This is a genomic window from Gloeotrichia echinulata CP02 (genome assembly GCA_038087035.1).
Classification (GTDB): domain Bacteria; phylum Cyanobacteriota; class Cyanobacteriia; order Cyanobacteriales; family Nostocaceae; genus Gloeotrichia; species Gloeotrichia echinulata.
Genome location: CP051187.1, coordinates 3690930 through 3711362, shown reverse-complemented (window position 1 = coordinate 3711362; position 20433 = coordinate 3690930). Strand labels below are relative to the sequence as shown.

The following is a 20433-nucleotide window of genomic DNA, read 5'->3' as shown; positions in this document are numbered from 1 at the left end:
GGCAAGGGTTTCAAACTTATTTTTTAACAAATTCAGCACGCTAAGTACGGAAGAGCCAAATCTTCTTTTAATGAATGCATTCTAGCTATTAAAGGAGAAGCTTGTTTAATTCTATTTAATTTATCTTTTTGCTTTTCGGTGAGCTTATTCTCGGCTTTTAGAATTGTAAATTTATTTCCTTTTAAACTTTCAAATACTTTTTTTCTTTCCGGGGCATTTAACTCAGATGCTATTTTATTTTCTGCTATCCTAGCTCGATTTAATTCTTCATGTACTAATTTAGTAACATGGAACCTATCTACCGTTACAAGGGCCTTTGGACAAATCTTCTCAATTAAAGATTTATAATTGCCTGTCATATCAATACTTACTTCTTCTATTTGTGACAAAACTTTTTCTCCCCACATTCTCATGGTTTTTTTGATTTCAATTTGTTTTCTTTCTTTTACTAAACCTATCAATTTACCTGAATCTATATCTACTAGCACGACAATAAATTTTCCTTGTCCTTTGACCAAACTAATTTCATCTATTCCTAATCTTCTTAAATCTTTGACATCTATTGGCATCACATTTTTAGCTACATCTTCAAGCATTGATATGACTTATTCATTAGTTAGTCCATTATTTCTTGCCACATTACTTACATTACTATTAATCACTTGTTTGATAATATATTCCGCATATCGGTATGTATACCTCTTTCTTGCTCCTAGAAAATCTAGCTTTTCATTAAATGTTTTTCGGCATTTTTTACACTTGAATCTTCGTCTATTGACATTCAGTATTACTTCAAAATCCCCCATCGGTAAATCTTTCACTAAACATTTTTGATTTTGATGTAAATGTCTTGAGTTTTGACCACAGTGTGGGCACGATGCACTTTTCGCTTTTTTACCTACTGATAGAATTAGGACTTGACCCTCTTGTAGGCTTGATTCTACTAATACTTCAGGCAAATTTAGGAGTTGAGTCATTATTCGTTTCATAATTTATTTTATTAAACATTATTAAAAAATATCTTAACATTTTAGCACGCTAAGTACCCAAGAACCAAAATTCTATTAGTTGAGGATGATCAAGCAATAGCAGCAATTCTCTACGCGAATCTCACTGCCAATCGCTATGCCGTCGATTTAGCAAGCGATGGGCAATTGGCATGGGAGTTATTAATGCATTGGGAATATGATCTGATTTTGCTCGATGTATTAATTCCCAAACTGGATGGAATTAGCCTCTGTCGTCAACTGCGGTCACTCGGTAATCAAACTCCGATTTTGATGCTGACTGCTCAAAATTCCAATGAGAATGTCATCGCAGGGTTGGATGCTGGAGCCGACGATTATGTCATCAAACCATTTAATCCCAATCAGCTCTTGGCACGGATACGGGCATTGTTGCGTCGTGGGAGTAGTGTTACTGCTCCAGTCCTGAGTTGGGGATATTTATGTTTAGATCCCACCTTGATGCATGTTACCTATAAGCAGCAGGAAATCACCTTCAGACCGAAAGAGTATGCTTTACTCGAACTATTTCTGCGAAACCGAGAGCGCATTTTTAGCCGCAATAGTATTATTGATCGGCTTTGGTCGCTCGACCAGTCGCCTTCAGAAGCAGCCGTAACAACTTTGATCAAAGACCTGCGAAGTCGGTTAAAATCAGCAGGAATTACTGAAGAAGTGATTGAGACAGTTCATGGGTTGGGATATCGGCTGAAGGCAGCACCGACGGTTGAAAAGAGCGCAGAGGTGCAAGAGAGCAAAGGGGAGAGGGACGCTCAAACGCACGAAAGAAAGAGTGTTAGTTTCACTGGGTGCTGTAGAAGAGCGATTTAGAGTGTCCTTAGATATGAGGGTTAAAATCTTGGAGGAAACTGAAGTCGCGCTACAGACACAGCAGTTAAGTCCAGAACAACAGGAGCGTGCAAGAGTTGAAGCACATAAGTTAGTAGGTGGACTGGGAACCTTTGGTTACGCGAAAGGATCAGAAATTGGACGTTTAATCGAACATCTCCTGAAAAACAATTCATTGCTAGAAGAACGGCAAGCGAGTCGCTTTTCACAACTGCTAGCTGATTTGAAGCAATAGATAGCACTGCTAGATAAAAGCTGGACAAATCCAGACATTTAATCAGCCGGATTAAACAATTCTACCAAGCAAGTTGCTCTCCTGCCGAATTGAATTCACACTGTTGATGCAACACTAACGCTCAATAACTCACGACAACGAGGGCAACATGACGAAACATATCTTGGTGATTGATGATGAAGCGGACATTCGAGACGTGATACAAATGTCGCTCGAAGGCTTTGGTGGTTGGCAAGTGATGCAGGCTGAATCTGGCAGCGAAGGCTTGGTTAAAGCGAAGGCAGAACCCTTTGATACCATCCTTCTCGATATCTCAATGCCAGATATGGACGGCTTTGAGTGCTTTGAGCAGCTTAAAGCCGATCTAAAAACTCAGATGATTCCAGTTGTTTTGCTGACAGCTAAAGCCTTGCCTAGTGATCGTCGTCGCTTTGCTGCAATGGGGGTAGCCGGCGTGATTATTAAGCCGTTCAATTCAAAACAAGTCTGGAAGCAGGTAGCTGAAATTTTAGGGTGGAACGTTTAGTGCAAATACGCTTCAAGGCATCCTGCCCACAATTCTGACCGCCGTGATGGGGCTACTGTATATGGGTGCTAGCAAATCTGGAGCAAAAAGTCGCCCTTGAAGGGTGAGGCTTTCAACCCATGTTTTCGGTAAAGCTTGGTTATGACCAATGGTTGACACTCTTTAGCCTAAAGGCTAAGGATTCTTGGTTCAACGAGTCCACTTAGCCTAGACCCCTTGCGGTATCTAAGCCAGAGGTGGTTCTCTCCGCAAGCGTTAACTTTTGGTCTGCCCGACCATAGTTGCACATAGTGCAAAATTTGTTTGCAGTTTAATGCTGTTAGTCTAGTACCTGTAAATCTTTTACCTACTTCCAGGCGATACTAGAACTACGAAGTAGAACCCCATAGATTTAGTTGTCTTGGCGTAGCCTCTCCCTTTGGGAGAAGGTGCAGCGTCTACTTATTAGGTAGCAAATGGGTTTTTTATGTGGTTGATTACCCTTCCACAAAGCCTATTATACCAAAAGCCGTCGTAGAACGACGGGGTTTTAGACCCAGATTTTTGATAATCAAGGATGGGGATAATTATCGATCCTAGATGCGTCTACCAAATTGGCAGTTACAGCATCTTCCTATAAATAGACCACGCGTCTGGGGCGCAAGGCCTTGCGCCCCTACGATAGATGTGGTTATTGCCTGAAAACTGCTGTAAGGTTGCTGGGTATAGGATAATTACCAATGCCCAATGCCCAATGCCCAAGACAACTTAGTGAATGCAAGGTAAAATTCCCATGTTACGCCGCTTAAGTCTGTTCATTGCTGCTACTATACTTTGGCAGTTTAGCAGTTCGTTGACGTTGGCAGCGAGTAATCAAGCCAAACAGCCGGATAAATATCCTCCTAGTCCGCTGGAAGTTATCACACCTGATCCACTATTACCACCAATGGTAGACAAACAGCAGTTAACCCTGGAAGAACTGCAAAGGTTAGAGGTGGAACTGGATAAGTTGAATCAAGCAGCTGCGGCTCAACTAGAAGCTGGGAATAAGGAAGCAGCTTTTGATACTTGGAACCGAGAACTGCGCTTGCGGCGCTTCTTGGGTTCATTAGTTGAGGTGGAAGCACTGTCACGAGTGGGTGCGATCGCCTCTAATCAAAATAATCGTCAAGAAGTATTGTATATTACTCAGCGATTGCAAGCAATTCAAAAGCAGAAGCCATCCCAAACCAAAGCTGATTTAGAACTATGGCGATCGCTAGGTGAAGCTTACCAAAAAGTGCGATCGCCTAAACTGGCGCTGGAAGTTTATGACCAAATTTTAGCAGCAGTGCGACAGCAACAAGATGCAACAGCCGAAGTCGCAACCCTCAAGACGATTGGTGAAGTGCATCTGAGTTGGTTTGATTATCCCCAAGCTGCTGCTACCTACCAGGAATTGTTGGGTTTAGCTTCCGCCAAGGGCGATCGCCTGAATGAGGTAGGATATCTAAAAGAGTTGGCGTATATTTATGAGCAAGGTAAAGAACACCAGCAAGCTGTAAATATACTGACTAAACTGGCAGAAATTTACCTCAGTCAAAACGATTTGACACAATTACCCGAATTAAAATTAGCGATCGCCTCAAATTACGAATCACTGGCACGGGCAAATCCCAGTTTACTACCAGAAGCATTTAAAAACTATCAAGAAGCCTATACCACAGCTTGGAAATTGGAGCAGTATCTTAATGCCAGTGAGGCTTTGCAAAAGTTAATTGCATTGTACCGTTCTCAAGGACAAATAGATGAGGCTTTGCAAACTAGCCAAATTTTGCTCCAGACAGAACAAAAAACTGGAGATTTTTATGGAATGATGAAAGTCTACGACCAAATTGGGCAAATTCATCTACAAGCTAAACAGTATTCTCAAGCTAGAGCAGCCTTTCAACAAGGTCTAGAATTAGCGCAACAAATCAAGCATGAAGAAGATTATTTTACTCAGCAAATTGAAAACCTCTCGCAACAAAATTTATAGCAGCAACTAAATTATTTAGCTGCGATTCACATTGTTGAAATACAAAATTTACTGCAGCAAAAAGTTTATCTAGCTCATAGATGGTGCAAGGATTGATATTTCTGGTAAATTTATCACCTTCTAATTTTCCGAATTGCCATGTTACACCATTAGATACAATACCAAAAATAACTATTTGATATTCGCCATTCAGTCTTTGGGCTGCAATCATTTCTGCTAAACATTGCGCCCAAGCTGTTTCAAAGTTATCTTGCTTGGCTTCTACTAAAATAAAGTAGGGCTTATCAAAAACAACTTTACCTAATGGTGAACGTTTTGCCAAAATATATTCGGGAAATCCTGATAATTTCTCGTCATAATTTAATGACTGATGACTCCATAAAATAAAATGCTGACGATAGGTTTTCCAAACTTCTTTAATAACGGGATAAATGAGATTTTCGCATATAGCAAACTCGGAGTTATCAACAACAGCATCCCGCATCATCAGTTCTAAATCTTCGCGGAAATAGTCAGAAACAGTAAAAGCAAGTTCACTAATAAAATTTGCTTCGGTGTAAGTCACTTGAAATGCTTTGAGGACTTCACCGATAGTTTTGAAACTGCTGAAAGCCATTTTTACGTCCTAATCATCATGATAAACGTTTGCCATATCTATGCTGCCAAAATTTGGTCAACTGTCAGCACCATTTCGGCAAAAGTCCGCGATACAATCTTATCAGTACCTCGGTAGGCAGTCCTTGATCATCAAGGGCCAGATGCTCAAGAACAATTCTACAGTCTAATTTACTACTCACATTGGCCCTGAGAAACCGCGTCTACACAAACCAAACCCACCGACCTAGGTTGAAAACCCTTGATTTTGTGTTAGCCCACGCCGAGAACTTTTCAAACATCCTCTAAAATAAATAATTGCGATCGCCTATTCGACACAACTATAGTATAATTTATTTCTTATAGCCTTAATTACCTAGGAAACTTACCAGATGTCTATACCAAAAATTACACAAACCCTACTAGCAGCCAAAAAAGAAAAAGGATTGAGCTTTGCTGATTTAGAAAAAATTCTGGGACGGGATGAAGTGTGGATTTCGGCTGTGTTCTATCGTCAAGCAAGTGTAACCGAGGAAGAGGCTAAGTTAATCTTAGAAACTTTGGGATTAGACCCTATCTATGCTAAAGAATTGACCGAATACCCAGTCAAAGGACTAGGGCCAGTTGTCCCTACAGATCCACTGATTTACCGCTTCTATGAGATTATGCAGGTTTATGGTTATCCCATCAAGGAAGTAATCCACGAGAAATTTGGTGACGGGATTATGAGCGCCATTGACTTTACCTTGGATGTGGAAAAAGAACCAGACCCGAAAGGCGATCGCGTTAAAATTATTATGTCTGGTAAATTTCTCCCCTACAAAAAATGGTAAGTGAGATTTGACCTCTGCGCATCACATCCGTAATCCAAAAAAGTTGATTCTTACATATCTATAAATCTTGAGCGAAGAAGTCATAAAAGTACAAAAAACAATAGATTTTACTCCATATTACACCCAAAATCACGGCGCAATATATCTAGGAGATAGCCTAGAATTAATTAAATCTATTGAAGACAATAGTATTAACATGATTCTAACCTCACCCCCATTCGCACTCACCCGCAAAAAAGAATACGGAAACGAAAGTGCAGAAAAATATATAGAATGGTTCCTACCTTTCGCTTACCAATTTAAAAGAGTTCTAGCCGATAACGGCTCATTTATATTAGATTTAGGAGGTGCTTATCTTCCTGGTAATCCTGTACGGAGTATCTATCAATATGAGTTGTTGGTGAGATTATGCAAGGAAGTCGGCTTTTTTCTCGCCCAAGAATTTTACCACTACAACCCAGCACGATTACCTACCCCCGCTGAATGGGTAACAATCAGGCGGATTCGTGTAAAAGACTCAGTGAATGTAGTTTGGTGGTTATCGAAAATACCTAATCCCAAAGCAGACAACCGAAAAGTTTTAAAAGCATATAGCCAAAGTATGAAACAATTGCTCAAAAATGGCTATAAAGCAAAGATACGTCCTAGTGGACATGACATTTCTGATAAATTCCAAAAGGATAACCAAGGTGCTATTCCGCCAAACTTGCTAGAAATGGCGAATACTGAGTCGAACACTGCTTATTTTCGCCGCTGTAAAGCAGCAGGAGTTAAACCCCATCCCGCACGGTTTCCTCAAGCTTTTGCCGAATTTTTCATCAAATTTTTAACCGATGAGGATGATCTAGTTTTAGATCCATTTGCTGGTTCAAATACCACAGGATTTATGGCTGAGACTTTGCAACGCCGATGGATATCCTTTGAAATTAATGAAGATTATGTTAGGGGAAGTCTTTATCGTTTTAGTCAATCATCAGATTCGCCTGTGAGTGAGGAGTGAAGGCTTAAGACTACAGAGTGATAGATATTCATAACTCCTAACTCTTAACTCCAATCTCCTAACTCTTAACTCCTAACTCCTAACTCCAATCTCCTAACTCCAATCTCCTAACCCCAATCTCCTAACCCCAATCTCCTAATTTTCAATCTCCTGATTTTCAATCTCCTACTTTTCAATTCAAATCTCTCCATTTACTTGCATTTTGTGTACTTGATCTGCTAGCTCTTGACGACTTTGATCATCAAGCTTATCAATTGCTAACATCCCCATAAGAATAACCTCTTTGAGGGTCAAACGTGTTGAATGTGCCTGTTTTTGCACAATCTCTTTAATAATTGGACTGACACCAATCGCTGTACTAGCTCTTGCCACAAAATCAGAAAAAAACATTAATGACTTCGGATAAATCTTAGCACTTTCAACGAGGTTATTCTATATAACTCTAGAACACAATTTAAATAGCCATGACGCATAATTACACGTTTAAGCAGATAAAGTCCTCAATTTTGAGTTTGGTTGACTGAAAAATCTTTTTAGTCCCAGGCTAAAGCGGCCTGGAATAAATTGATTTCTCATAGTATACGTCTAATTGAGTAGACTGGCTATACTTCTGTGTCTACTAAAGTAGACTGATGCGATAAAAAAAGGAATTGATTCCCAAGCAGGACTTTAGCTTCAGACAAGACCTTGAGGACTTTTGTCAATCAAAGAGGTATTAAATAAAAAAAAGTAATTTTTCATCCTCTCTTAGTAAGATGTTTCTGTAAATAGCTGACTAAAAAAAGTGCTTGACGTTGCGGCTGAGTTCTGAGTGGAGGAAATATTTTTCATCCGTTATTGGTGTATGTAGTTCATGATGACTAGCTTGAAAAAATACTGACTATGAGTGATAAATGATGAGTGGAAGCAGTAATTTTTCATGCTTCCTAGTGTCAGCAGTTGATGACGACTAGCTGGAAAATAAGGAATGGGGACACTTCTGTGCGTTCCCTACGGGAGGCTACGCATAAGCGAAGCGTGTCGTAGACAGACGCTATGCGTAGCTGGCTTCCACCTAGTGGTACAGTAAGAGTTCGGCGAGGCTCACTCCAGCACTCCCATGCTTCCGTTGAAACGTCAAGTAATGTCTGGATTTGTCCAGATTTTATGTAGCAGATTCTAAAACTTGGTTTACCCAGCAAAGTTAACTTTGCTGGGTAAAGGAGCGAATGTTGACAGCTGACTGGTAACTGTGAACTATCAACAGTTGCGATTGAATTTGACACTCTCAGGTCTAAAGACACTGAGATTCTACAGACAGAGTAAAACTCTCGCTACGACCGTCAAACGCCGTCTACCTAGTCACTCTAAGTCAAGCTTAGGTTTCTAGCTACTTTTATTTTTTCCCATGCTTTGGTGAATCCATCACTAAGCCAAGACGCGGTACGCTCCGCAACAAGCCTTTATTTGCTCTTTCCTGTCATACTGCGCCAGGACTTAAACCTAACCGTTGTTTCATAGGAGCCGGGATTTCTCCGATACTAGGATGCTTCAACACGTAGATGTTTTTTGTTCTTACTCACGATCTAATTTTAACACAAATACCACTGCGACTGAAGTCGCTCGTGCCGCTGACCACGAGCGGTCTGAAGACGCTGAGTTTCCCGCATCCCGCGTATTCCTATGATATTTTTTATTTGCAAGTCCCTAATCCCAAGTTACGTATGTTAACGGTAATTATCAATTAACTCAAGTTGCTAGTTATTAATTTTGGTGAATTTTATAGTCTGTAGCCGAGAGTAGGACAGGTTAATTTTCAACGAAGATGACTAATTTTCCGTTTCCGGGGCACCCTACTTCATATAACTAGCAACTTACATAATTAGGAAAAGTTTGTTTCTCGTTGCGCTTAAGCGCTACTACGAATCAATGACCAATGACAAGTGAGGACATTCTCCAGTACTTTCCGTGTACCGATCTAGTTAGATCAATTGATTTTCTGTTTAATAAAAGCCACAACCTGAGCTAATTGTTTCTTCAATCCATCAATTTCGGCTTGCATCTTGACAATCTTTTCATTAAGTGCGTTAATTTCTGCTGCAGAATCTGCTCCGCCATTAGAGGTTGCTACCGTAATATTACTACTAGGAGTTACTACAGTGCCATGACTAATATTAGGAGTTGCTACCGTGCCATTACTGGTATTAGGGGTTGTTACCGTGCCATTTTTAGTGGCAATGGCTCCTACGAGAACGGGTTCTGGGCGGGGCTTTTTAGCCTTCGCCATTGCTGACTTAATTGCATTAATGAGTTGTTTCTGGTCAAACGGCTTACCGAGAAATTCAAAATATTCAAGAGGTTCTGGGATTTTCTCCGTGACCTCTTCCTTACGACCAGACATGATCACCAAGGGAATCTTCCTTAGCTCCGGATTGGCTTGAATTTGTTGGAAAACCTCCCAGCCACTGATTTTAGGCAATAGGAAATCTAACATGATCAAGCTAAGTTTTTCCTGAAGGATAAAATTTAGTCCTTCCATGCCGTCTTTGGCTTCTAATACATTGAAGTTACCCGGAGGCAACATTTCTCGTACTTTTACCCTGACAACTGTAGTGTCATCGATCACTAGAATCTTGTTACTTGCCACGACTGATTACTCTAACAGAAACTGTAGGTGTAGATAGCTATTTTGCTCATAGACATTGAGAATGTTCCCACTATATCCAACATTCCTCTTGATTGGGGGAGAGTATATTTCGGTATAAGCGACAATTTTCCACGTGTTTTGCAAAACTAAAAATCATGTTGTTGGTGATTTGTGTCATGGTGATATTTGAGGCAAGGGGAATGAGGCATGGGGAATGGGGACGTACTGAAAAAATTATTCAGCATCCTTATCCTCCTGATCTCCCTCATCTTCTCCCCATCCCCCAGGTTTTGAATTTTGAATTTTGATTTATGAGTTCGCCAGAAAAAGCCCAACTGCAGTCGGAAATCATGGCAATGCCTAGTTGGCTACGTCGCCCTATTGGCAAAGCCAGTGAACTATCCACGGTACAACGCATTATTAAGCAGCGCCAAATTCATACGATTTGTGAAGAAGGGCGCTGTCCCAACCGGGGAGAGTGCTACGCCCAAAAAACTGCGACTTTCTTGCTAATGGGTCCTACATGTACACGCTCTTGTGGTTTTTGTCAAGTAGATAAAGGTCATGCGCCGATGGCGATTGATCCAGGGGAACCACAAAAGGTGGCTGAGGCGGTGCAGCTTTTGGGATTACGTTATGTGGTGTTAACTTCTGTCGCCCGTGATGACTTACCCGATCAAGGTGCTGGACACTTCGTACAGACAATGGAGACAATCCGCCAGTTGAACCCAGAAACTCAAATTGAGGTGCTGACACCAGATTTTTGGGGTGGTGCCGGTATTGGGGTAGAAGGTCAACGCCAGCGGATAGGGATGATTGTCAGGGCACAACCTGCTTGTTTCAACCACAATATAGAGACAGTGCGACGGTTAACAGGACCAGTGCGTCGGGGTGCAAAGTACGATCGCTCACTGGAGGTACTATCCATCGTCAAGGAACTTGATCGCGCCATTCCCACCAAATCTGGTTTGATGCTGGGACACGGAGAAACTACCACTGAAGTCATCCAAGCCATGAGGGATTTAAGAGCAGTAGGATGCGATCGCCTGACTATCGGTCAGTATATGCGTCCTTCCTTAGAACATCTGCCAGTTCAAAAATACTGGACACCAGAAGAATTTGATGAATTTGGCAGCATCGCCACTCAAATGGGATTCAGCCATGTTCGTTCTGGCCCTCTGGTTCGCAGTTCCTACCATGCTGGAGAAGAGGACAGGAAGATGGGGTGAGGAACTGTAACTTAATTACTACCCACATGTAGACATTACTGGACAAAAATGGGGAGTATTTGCTCACGCTAACCGTATTCTGATATTCTGAGACTAGGTAAAGCCGCCGTCAAATCGGATGGTAAGCAGTACTTTATCTATTTTTTAGCCAAGACAACTTCAACAGTTGAATCTATAGGCTTAATCCAGCTAGAAAAGTAATCCCCAATTTGTTTGAGGGGATAGAGGGATTGCCGTTTATCCCTGTAGTTTTAGGACTTTGGACTTTGATTACAAACGTAGTTGTCTAGTATTGTCTATCCTTGGGTAGCTTTGTCCAGATTTCTATGAACGGTGATGGCAATACGGTTCGGATAAGCTCTTGCTTAGAAGGTGACGGCGATAGGGATGTTGAATAATTTTTCAGTACTTCCCTCATCTCCCCCATGCTCCATGCCCCATGCCCCATGCCCCATGCCCCATGCCCCATGCCCCATGCCCCATGCCCCATGCCCCATGCCCCATGCCCTATTCTCTATAATATTTTTAAAGAATTCGTGTAATGGGTACATCAGTTTGGTATTTTGGAACTATTTCTGAAACAGTTCTGAAATTAGGAGAACACCTGATGACTGCTAAAAATGCTAAACCAACCTATACCTTCCGTGCAGGTTGGGCATTACTGTTGTTAGCTATCAACTTCTTGGTAGCTGCGTATTATTTCCACATCATCGAATAGTTAGATGTGGAATGGTGCTGCTTAAATCGTCCCCTTGAATAAACCTTTGGGACGAATGAGCAGCACCAAAATCATAATTAACAGCGCTATACCTTGTTTATACTGTGAACCCAGCCAAGGGGTGCTAATTTCTTGGACGATACCAATTATGAAAGCTGCGGCGATCGCACCGTAAGGATTACCAATCCCGCCGACAATCACGGAGGCAAATAATGGTAAAACTAAGAACCAGCCCATGTTCGGGCGGACAGCGGTAATTAACCCGTACATGCTACCTCCCAAGGATGTGAGCGTGCCAGCAATTAACCAAGTCCAGAAGATAACTTGGTCAACATTAATACCTGAAATTCTAGCCAAGTCCAAATCATCAGCAACTGCTCGCATGGCTTTGCCAATTTTGGTATTTTGCAGTAGGTAGTGTAGCCCCACAATTGCCAACACTGCTAACCCCAGTACCAACAGTTGATTTTGTGGCACTTTTAAGCCCCCGAAGTCTAACGCTGGGGTAACGGGTAGATCATAGTTTTGGTTCTTACCGCCCCAGATCAAGATAATGCCATTGCGAAGGAACAAGGCAAGTCCAATAGAGATAATAATTAGGGTCGTAGAATTAGCCCGGATAGAGCGCATTTTTGACCACAGCAACTTTTCGGACAATAACATTGCTGCTACGGTTCCCAAAGTCGCCAGAATCATTGATAGCCAAATATTGACCCCCATCGTATTTAGGAACAGGGTCAGATAGGCTCCCAAAGTCAGAAAGTCACCGTGGGCAAAATTAGACAACCGTAAAATCCCATAAGTTAGGGTAAGTCCAACTGCTGCTAGAGCAATAATGCTGCCCACAGCGATTCCATTAACAATTAATTGAGCGAATTGTGCATCCATATTGTGAAATTATTATGAAGAATTTTAGGCTGGTGATTTCATACACAATTTTTTGAGATCTGGGTCACATTCGACACTATAGGTTATGATTTACAAATAGCAAATAATTGTGCGCTAATATACATAGAATCCAGTTCGCACTTTTTTGTGCGAAACGAAATTTGTTCAGCGGTCTAGTTGACCATGCAGCAGTATTCAAGCTTACCAGAACAGAACTCACAGATAGATGCAACCCCGACACTTTTGAAAAAAATCCAGCAACTTCGCGCTGAGTTGTGGCTGGAGAGCAGTTTGAACCAGTTGCAAAGTCACCTTAATGATTACCTGCTTTCTGTTTGTACAACAGTGCCACAGCCAGAAGGCACAGAGGCAGAAGTTTGCCAAATTTTGGTAAACGCTCTCCAAAGTGCTTTGAACACCAGTAGGGTGGCGATGGTTCTGGTTCAAGCAGAAGAAAGAGTTGGTCGGGTTTGCTATCTTTCCCGCTTCCCATCCCGCATCTGTCAAGATTCATTCCTAGAAGTGAACCTAAAAACAGGTAAACAGCTAAGTTTGAGATTGCAAGAGGTAATAGCAGTGGAGGATTTGCAGCATCTGGAAAACCAACATCCACCGATTGCTTGGCGATTAGTCGATCATGCTGGTGGCTTGTTGGGCTGGCTGATTATCCCTGTGGCGTCCCTCCGGTCTGATTGCGACTTAATTAAAGCATCACCAGATCAAAGAGCCGAATTAATCACACGGGCTTCCCAGCAGTTTGCTGTAACTCTGGAACAGTTGAGGAAAATACAATCTTGCCAACAACAGTCTCAAACGTTAGCTAGCTCTAATCAAGAACTGGAGCGCACAAATCAACTAAAAAACCAGTTTTTGGCAAATACAAGTCACGAAATCCGCACACCGCTGAGTTCCATTATCGGGTTCACGCACTTGCTCTTGGCGCAAGGCTACGATCCCGCCAAAGAACGCCATCAAGAGTATTTAAATATCATTCAGTCCAGCGGTAAGCACCTGTTAGCGCTGATTAACGATATTTTGGATCTCTCGAAGATTGAAGCCAATCAGCTCGAAGTGCAGTGGGAAACAGTGAATGTGCCTGCTTTGTGTCGTAATGTTTTAGCACTGGTGAAAGAAAAGGCAGCAAATAAGGGATTGAAATTGCTCCTAGATATAGACCCGAATGTCACCAACCTGGTAGCTGACCCCTTGCGACTCAAGCAAATGCTGTTGAATCTCCTTTTTAACGCGCTAAAATTTACTAATACAGGAACTGTTGGCTTAAAGGTCTTTGGTATAGGTGAATTTGTACATTTCACAGTTTGGGATACTGGTGCTGGCATCTCCAAAGAAGACCAGGCTCAACTATTTCAACCCTATTTCCAAATTGCTAACCCCCACACTAGTCGCGAGGAAGGCACCGGTTTAGGGTTAGCGGTGACTTTGAAACTGGCTCAGATTCACGGTGGTTATGTGGAAGTGGAATCGGAAATTGATCGCGGCTCGAAGTTTATCATCGTACTTCCCCTGACGCCAATGGCCGCAGTAGGCGAAAATGAGCCAGATCAATCAGATGGCGAAGCAACTCCCTCCTCATCTTCATCACCTGTACCCATCACCCCAAGTTCGTCTAGAGAAATTTTATTACTGGAAGATGACGTACCCAACGCCAAAATGATGGAAGTTTACCTAGGTAGATTGGGCTATCAAGTGACTTTGGTAGAAAATGCTGCCAAAATGTGGGAAGTGCTGACAAAGTTAGTTCCAGCAGTAATTTTAATCGATGTACACCTGCCAGATGAAAATGGACTCGACCTAGTGCAGCAGCTGCGAGAAAATCAGCAGTATCGGATGATTCCGATAATTGCCCAAACAGCTATGGCCATGAAAGGCGATCGCGAAATTTGTCTGGCTGCTGGTGTCAATGATTATATTTGTAAGCCGATTGATTTACCGCTGTTAGGAAATTTGTTAGCAAAATATAGTCAACCAGTGACATAGGGGATTGGGGATTGGGGATTGGGGGGATAAGTAATGAGTAATGAGTAATGAGTAATGAGTAATGAGTAATGACAACTGACAACTGACAAATGACAAATGACAACTGACTACAATAGTATGTGTTGGGTGGTATAGGGTTTTGGGCAGGAATTTGGAAATGATGCTGACAGAAAAACTTGAAGGACTAAAAGCTTTATTTGGCGAAATGGAGCAGGCGTTGATTGCTTACTCTGGGGGCGTTGATAGTACTTTGGTTGCGAAGATTGCTTATGATGTGTTGGGCGATCGCGCTTTGGCTGTGACGGCTGTTTCTCCCTCGCTGTTGCCAGAAGAGTTGGAAGATGCGACAATTCAAGCCGCGACTATTGGGATTCCTCATAAAATCGTCGAGACTCATGAGATGGAAAATCCCAATTACACCTCTAACCCTGTAAATCGCTGTTATTTTTGCAAAAGCGAATTGCACGATACTCTCAAGCCTTTAGCAATGGAGTTGGGTTATCCCTATGTGGTGGATGGCGTGAATGCTGATGATTTGCACGATTATCGCCCAGGAATTCAGGCTGCGTCAGAAAGAGGTGCGCGATCGCCTTTAGCTGAAATCGGTGTTAGTAAAGCCGAAGTCCGTGAACTTTCGCAACAACTTGGTTTACCTTGGTGGGATAAACCAGCTCAACCCTGTCTCAGTTCCCGTTTCCCCTATGGAGAAGAGATTACTATCGCTAAGTTACAACGAGTTGGTCGAGCAGAAATTTTCTTGCGAAAGCTGGGTGTGAAAAATTTGCGCGTGCGATCCGTTGGCGATACAGCACGAATTGAATTACCTCCAGAACAAATTAAAGATTTTGTGTTAATGACGGATTTAACTTCCGTAGTTTCCGCATTCCAAAATTTGGGATTTATCTACGTAACTCTGGATTTAGAAGGTTATCGCAGCGGTAAATTAAATCAGGTTTTAAATCAAGAAGTTCTGACTCAACCCAATCCCCAAATTAAATAATCTCGGCTTCCACAGGAACGAGAAAGCACCCGTTAATTTTCCAGGTAGCATCGGGCTGTTTTTCCATCAAATACAATCCTCTTACGGGAACTCCATCAGGAGCAAGTAACAACACTGGCTGAGTTACAAATCCCTGAATGGTTGTGATTTCCTCAAATAATACAGACCGAGGACGATAAACCGCCGGATAGCCCAACTTTACCATCTGCAGAAAGTTTTCTGGGCTACGGAATTGCACTTGAATTTCCGGACTAGCAAAAGCAAATGCGCGTACAGAATCGTCCTGTTGAAAGGCCTGCAGTTGGCGTTCAATGACAGAACGGATGGCAATTAAATCGCTATGAGTGACTTTCATCAGAAAATTAAAGTAAGCAGAATGGTTTTACCGGAATGTTTAGAGGCTGTTTGGCACAGCCATTACGAATTAAGGTTTACTAAAGCTTTACTTTTTCAGAATTCTCTCGCCTTCAGGTAGAGGAGTGTCAAAAATCGCTCAGTTTTACCGCTTAGTTAACTTTAATTCCATTTGCTCTAGTGCCGCGCGCCAAACATCATACCCCTCTGGCGACAGATGTAATCCATCTGTGGTTAGATCAAAGCGCAAATTTCCTTCAAAGTCTGTAAACCAATTATGGATATTCAGATAATTAGCTCCTTCTTCTTTGGCGATGACGGCTAATTGTGCGTTAAGATGACGAATTCGTCTATTGGGAATTGTCGGTAGGCGAGTAGGCAAAATTGATTGGATAATAATTTCCGCTTTTGGGTGAGTCTGGCGTAAGCGGCGCATAATCTGGCGATGATTACGCAAAATTACTTCATCAGTAGTACCCTTGCGTAAGTCATTGATTCCCGCCATGATGTAGATTACATCCGGTCGAGTTGCTGAAAATGCCACTAATCTTTTGAAGATACCATTTGAAGTGTCTCCAGATATACCCTGATTCAGCCAAATTTTACCAGCAGGCAGTTTTTCTTTGGGAAACCACATGCTCAAAGAATCACCTACTAAGATGCTGAGATGATTTGCGCCTTGACCTTGGGCTAGTGCTTTGGCTTCCAAAGCTAATAAATTTTTCCAGTCCTCATAGGTTAGTTGACTCTTTTTGCCTGACTCCCATAATGATTGCAAGCTATCATCATCGACACGTTTATAAATCTGACCTGTTTTCAGAGCCGCTAATCTTTGGTAGTAAAGTTGACTACCAGATACCAGTACACGGCTAGATATTTTAGCACTGGGGTTAAGTAATGATGCTCTTGACACTGGTAATGGCTTTAGGGGTTGCAAAGCCTGATTACTCAATTGCGATAATGATATATCCACAGGGGAAATGATTCTCTCACCTATTGTTAGCTGCGAAACCTGTTGGAAATTCGACTGGATTCGAGAATTTTCTGGCAGGATAATCGACAGATGTGGAAGAGTCGATGCTGGTATTGCCCATCCTGTTAACAAACTTGCTGCCAACAGATAAAGGTCCCTCATCGTTTTATTTCTCCTCTACTCACTATTTTTACCTATGACAGTATGAACGGGCTGGATTCAGGAATTTTACTTCGCTGAGATTATTATTCTTATTTACACTATCTAGGTCTGTAAAGCAGGTTTACTGAATTACATTTGAGAATTTACAATTTCTTCAAAGCTGGTCTGGGAATTGGCTTACGTGAATACCTGGGTATTGTTAAATACTTTTAACCCTCAAAACCTACGCAGTATGGTGCGGCTTCTTCTTTTGCCTATCAAAATTGGCAGGGGGTTATAGTCCTAGTACTCTGACAAGTTAATTGTGCGTGGTTTGTGATACTTTGTTGTTAGTCAGGACTTCAGTCCTCACGAAGAACAAAGTATCACAGTTAACTTGCTAGAGTCCTAGATAAGAAATTATCTGTGTAATTACAGTTGCAAAATTATGTATCTATCTAAAGTAATAAACTGAGTAACTAAATATGCAAATAAACTTAATTACATATTTGATTGTTTTTGTCAATATATAAATCCTAGTATATTGAAACCCGCCGTAATATACCTGTAGCGCTTGAGTCGTAGCAGGTTAGGTTAATGATATCAAAGCTGGGAGAATGGGCAAACTAATGCAGGAAAAATACTATACACTTTCCCAGCAGTAGAAAACCGAAAAGCATGAAGCATCCTGGTGTTCATCATTCGCATAAATTACCTTTGCAGCTCATCCTCATTGTCCCCTTTGTCATCCAAGTATTTGGCGCGGTGGGACTAGTGGGTTATCTTTCTTGGAAAAATGGCGAAAGAGCAGTCAATGAGCTTGCTAATCAGTTAATGGTAAAAGTCAACACCCTCGTTGAACAACACCTTGATAGCTATTTAGCAACTCCGCCTCAGATTAACCAGATCAATACCCATGCTATCAAGCTAGGGCTGATAGATTTAAATAACCTGCAAAACACAGGAAATTACTTTTGGAAACAAATGCAGGTGTTTAATATTGGCTACATTAATTTTGCTAATCCTCAAGGAGAATTTATTGCCATAGAACGCCTAGATAATGGCAAACTATTAATTAATGAAGTCTCCGCCAAAAAATCTATCGGTAAACTTTATATTTATACTACAGACTCCCAAGGAAATCGCAGCCGTTTGATAGGGATAAAAAAAATATGACCCTCGTCAAGAAGCTTGGTATAAAGATGCCATAAAAATGGGCAAACCTCTATGGACTAAAATTTATCAATGGGAAGATAAACCAGAGATTTTATCTATTTCTTCTAGCTATCCGCTTTATGATGCAAATAAAAAGCCTCTTGGGGTCATTGGGATAGATTTAATTTTGTCACAAATTAGTAAATTTTTATATAAATTAAAACCTGGTGAAAATGGCAAAATATTAATTTTAGAGCGGTCTGGTTTAATAGTAGCTTCTTCCACTGGAGAACGACCATACAATGTGATTAATGGCAAAACGCAAAGGCTATCGGCATTAAATAGTAAAGATTTATTGATGAAAGAAACAGCAGAATATTTGCTGCAAAAGTTTAGTAAATTTACAGCTATTAAAGATAGCCAAGAATTGAATTTTACCTTCAAAGGTGAGCGGCAATATGTCCAAGTCAACCATTGGCAGGATAAATTTGGTCTGGATTGGTTAGTGGTTGTTGTTGTGCCAGAATCTGAGTTTATGGCAGACGTTAAAGCCAATACTCGCACCAGTATATTGCTATGTTTAATAGCATTGGTATTCGCTATTGTCATCGGCATTTTGACATCCCGCTGGATTACCAAACCCATTTTGGAATTAACAGCAGCAAGTATGGCGATCGCCTCTGGAGAACTAGGACAAAGAGTCCAGATTAAGGGGATAAATGAACTTGAAAGCTTGGCTCAATCTTTTAACAAAATGGCCGCACAGTTGGAAGCATCTTTTGACGAACTAGAAATGCGAGTTGAGGAACGCACCGCTGAGTTAAAAGCTGCGAAAGAAGTTGCTGATAGTGCCAACAAAGCCAAAAGCGAATTTTTAGCAAACATGAGCCATGAATTGCGGACACCTCTCAACGGCATTTTAGGCTACGCTCAAATTCTCCAACGCGACAAAACCGCCAGTCCTAAACAAAAAGATAGCATTCGCATTATTTATCAGTGTGGTTCTCATCTGTTGACCCTAATCAACGATATTCTCGACTTATCAAAAATCGAAGCTAGGAAACTTGATTTATCTTTCACAGATTTTCACTTTGCTACCTTTGTTAAAGGTATTGTAGAAATCTGCCGCATCAGAGCCGAAGACAAAGAAATTAGCTTCACATACCAAGAACTTAATCAACTACCGATTGCCTTATTTGCTGATGAAAAACGCTTGCGTCAAGTATTAATTAATCTGTTAGGTAATGCCATCAAATTCACAAATCAAGGTGGCGTAAATTTTCAGGTCGGCGTACTGATTAATTCCCATAATCATCATGATGATTATCATAACACAATCCCTGATGTATTAACAGGAAATAGCCAAAATCAAAAATTAGCGATAACCAGAATTAGATTTCAAATTGAAGATACAGGGGTTGGGATAAATCAAGAGCAATTAGGCAAAATATTCCTGCCATTTGAACAAGTGGGCGACAAGCAGTATATGACAGAAGGAAGCGGACTAGGGCTTGCTATTAGTCAACAAATCTTACACATGATGGATAGTGAAATCAAGGTAGAGAGTAGCTTAGGAAAAGGCAGCAAGTTTTGGTTTGATGTGGACTTACAAGAATCAGAACAATGGATTGAGTCGGGTGCTAGCAATCCCATCAATAACATTATCGGCTATGAAGGTCAGCCGAAAAAGGTTCTTGTAGTCGATGACTATTGGGAAAATCGCTCCCTCATTGTTAATCTATTAGAACCCCTAGGTTTTGAATTAATGGTAGCAGTCAACGGGCAAGAGGGATTAGAAAAAGCTCATGTTTGGCATCCTGATTTGATCATCACTGACATCGTTATGCCTATACTCAATGGTTTGGAAATGACACAAAAGTTGCGTTCTTGTCCAGAATTGGAGAATCTCATCATTATCGCCTCTTCTGCCAGTGTATTTAACTTTGACCAACAAAAAAGTTACACATCAGGCTGCAATGATTTTCTACCCAAGCCTGTGCAATCAGACATCCTGTTAGAACAAATACAGATGCACTTGGGACTCTCTTGGATTTATGAAGCAGGTAGTGCAACTATTCTAGCAGCCAAGACTGTTTTGAGTCATACTCCTTCGGACTGGATAGTTCCCCCTGCAGAAGAATTGCAAGATCTGTGGAATGCTGCCAGAATTGGCGATATTGTAGGGGTTGAGCAGGAAGCTCATCATATACAGCAGTTAAACAGCAAGTACTTGCCATTTAGTGCCAAACTTCTAGAACTAACTCAAGAATTGGATGAAGAAGCCATTGTCAAGTTAGTTAAACAGTATATTTAA

Annotated in this window: 20 protein-coding genes; 12 read left to right on the top strand and 8 right to left on the bottom strand. The window is 41.3% G+C overall.

The annotated features are described in order from the left end of the window. Positions 1-32: 32 nt before the first annotated feature. Together HEQ19_31120 and HEQ19_31115 are read right to left on the bottom strand one after the other, a co-directional pair. Entirely contained in the window at positions 33-596 is a 564-nt protein-coding gene (locus HEQ19_31120) for a transposase (protein ID WZI66937.1), read from the bottom strand. 9 nt (positions 597-605) lie between these two features. Next, positions 606-977, bottom strand: a complete 372-nt coding sequence (locus tag HEQ19_31115) for a transposase family protein (protein WZI66936.1) — start codon at positions 975-977, stop codon at positions 606-608. Positions 978-1058: 81 nt separating this feature from the next. Here HEQ19_31115 and HEQ19_16275 point away from each other — a divergent pair, with 81 nt between their 5' ends. From HEQ19_16275 to HEQ19_16265, 4 genes are all read left to right on the top strand, one after another. Continuing rightward, positions 1059-1835 carry a response regulator transcription factor gene (locus HEQ19_16275; GenBank protein ID WZI67235.1) on the top strand — a complete coding sequence of 259 codons (777 nt, stop codon included), beginning with the start codon at positions 1059-1061 and terminating at the stop codon, positions 1833-1835. Between the two features lie 13 nt (positions 1836-1848). After that, a complete protein-coding gene (locus HEQ19_31110; GenBank protein WZI66935.1) occupies positions 1849-2088 on the top strand; it encodes an Hpt domain-containing protein in 240 nt (79 codons plus the stop codon). Positions 2089-2236: 148 nt separating this feature from the next. Further along, complete coding sequence (locus HEQ19_16270) at positions 2237-2614, top strand: response regulator (GenBank protein WYM00832.1); 378 nt, start codon at positions 2237-2239, stop codon at positions 2612-2614. A gap of 772 nt (positions 2615-3386) precedes the next feature. Beyond that, positions 3387-4610, top strand: coding sequence for a hypothetical protein (locus HEQ19_16265; protein WYM03450.1), 1224 nt, complete (start codon positions 3387-3389; stop codon positions 4608-4610). Here the strand turns inward: HEQ19_16265 and HEQ19_16260 are convergent. Continuing rightward, positions 4570-5226, bottom strand: coding sequence for a hypothetical protein (locus HEQ19_16260; protein ID WYM00831.1), 657 nt, complete (start codon positions 5224-5226; stop codon positions 4570-4572). The genes HEQ19_16265 and HEQ19_16260 overlap by 41 nt on opposite strands. Before the next feature lie 370 nt (positions 5227-5596). Here HEQ19_16260 and cynS point away from each other — a divergent pair, with 370 nt between their 5' ends. Together cynS and HEQ19_16250 are read left to right on the top strand one after the other, a co-directional pair. Continuing rightward, entirely contained in the window at positions 5597-6037 is a 441-nt protein-coding gene (gene cynS / locus HEQ19_16255; GenBank protein ID WYM00830.1) for a cyanase, read from the top strand. 67 nt (positions 6038-6104) lie between these two features. Then, positions 6105-7037 carry a site-specific DNA-methyltransferase gene (locus HEQ19_16250; protein WYM00829.1) on the top strand — a complete coding sequence of 311 codons (933 nt, stop codon included), beginning with the start codon at positions 6105-6107 and terminating at the stop codon, positions 7035-7037. Between the two features lie 177 nt (positions 7038-7214). Here HEQ19_16250 and HEQ19_16245 read toward each other — a convergent pair whose 3' ends face one another. Further along, positions 7215-7427 carry a hypothetical protein gene (locus HEQ19_16245; protein ID WYM00828.1) on the bottom strand — a complete coding sequence of 71 codons (213 nt, stop codon included), beginning with the start codon at positions 7425-7427 and terminating at the stop codon, positions 7215-7217. 1576 nt (positions 7428-9003) lie between these two features. Continuing rightward, positions 9004-9663: a response regulator gene (locus HEQ19_16240; GenBank protein WYM00827.1), complete on the bottom strand. Its 660-nt coding sequence runs from the start codon at positions 9661-9663 to the stop codon at positions 9004-9006. Positions 9664-9974: 311 nt separating this feature from the next. Between HEQ19_16240 and lipA the strand changes: the two genes are divergently transcribed. Continuing rightward, entirely contained in the window at positions 9975-10892 is a 918-nt protein-coding gene (gene lipA, locus HEQ19_16235) for a lipoyl synthase (GenBank protein ID WYM00826.1), read from the top strand. A 607-nt stretch (positions 10893-11499) separates the two neighbouring features. Further along, the gene (locus HEQ19_16230) at positions 11500-11610 is read left to right on the top strand and encodes a photosystem I protein PsaX (GenBank protein WYM03449.1); all 111 of its coding nucleotides are present in this window, start codon (positions 11500-11502) and stop codon (positions 11608-11610) included. Between the two features lie 21 nt (positions 11611-11631). Here HEQ19_16230 and HEQ19_16225 read toward each other — a convergent pair whose 3' ends face one another. Next, the gene (locus HEQ19_16225; GenBank protein WYM00825.1) at positions 11632-12498 is read right to left on the bottom strand and encodes a branched-chain amino acid ABC transporter permease; all 867 of its coding nucleotides are present in this window, start codon (positions 12496-12498) and stop codon (positions 11632-11634) included. 183 nt (positions 12499-12681) lie between these two features. Here HEQ19_16225 and hrmK point away from each other — a divergent pair, with 183 nt between their 5' ends. Next, positions 12682-14496, top strand: coding sequence for a hybrid histidine kinase/response regulator HrmK (gene hrmK, locus HEQ19_16220; protein ID WYM00824.1), 1815 nt, complete (start codon positions 12682-12684; stop codon positions 14494-14496). Between the two features lie 157 nt (positions 14497-14653). Further along, positions 14654-15496 (top strand): ATP-dependent sacrificial sulfur transferase LarE, encoded by an 843-nt coding sequence (larE, locus tag HEQ19_16215; GenBank protein ID WYM00823.1) that lies wholly within the window; start codon positions 14654-14656, stop codon positions 15494-15496. Here larE and HEQ19_16210 read toward each other — a convergent pair. Further along, entirely contained in the window at positions 15489-15851 is a 363-nt protein-coding gene (locus tag HEQ19_16210; protein WYM00822.1) for a DUF4864 domain-containing protein, read from the bottom strand. The two genes, larE and HEQ19_16210, sit on opposite strands and share 8 nt — an antisense overlap. A 144-nt stretch (positions 15852-15995) precedes the next feature. Continuing rightward, positions 15996-16985 (bottom strand): SGNH/GDSL hydrolase family protein, encoded by a 990-nt coding sequence (locus HEQ19_16205; protein ID WYM00821.1) that lies wholly within the window; start codon positions 16983-16985, stop codon positions 15996-15998. A gap of 657 nt (positions 16986-17642) precedes the next feature. Between HEQ19_16205 and HEQ19_31105 the strand changes: the two genes are divergently transcribed. After that, positions 17643-18140, top strand: coding sequence for a hypothetical protein (locus HEQ19_31105; protein WZI66934.1), 498 nt, complete (start codon positions 17643-17645; stop codon positions 18138-18140). Between the two features lie 37 nt (positions 18141-18177). Then, complete coding sequence (locus HEQ19_16200) at positions 18178-20433, top strand: histidine kinase dimerization/phospho-acceptor domain-containing protein (GenBank protein ID WZI66933.1); 2256 nt, start codon at positions 18178-18180, stop codon at positions 20431-20433.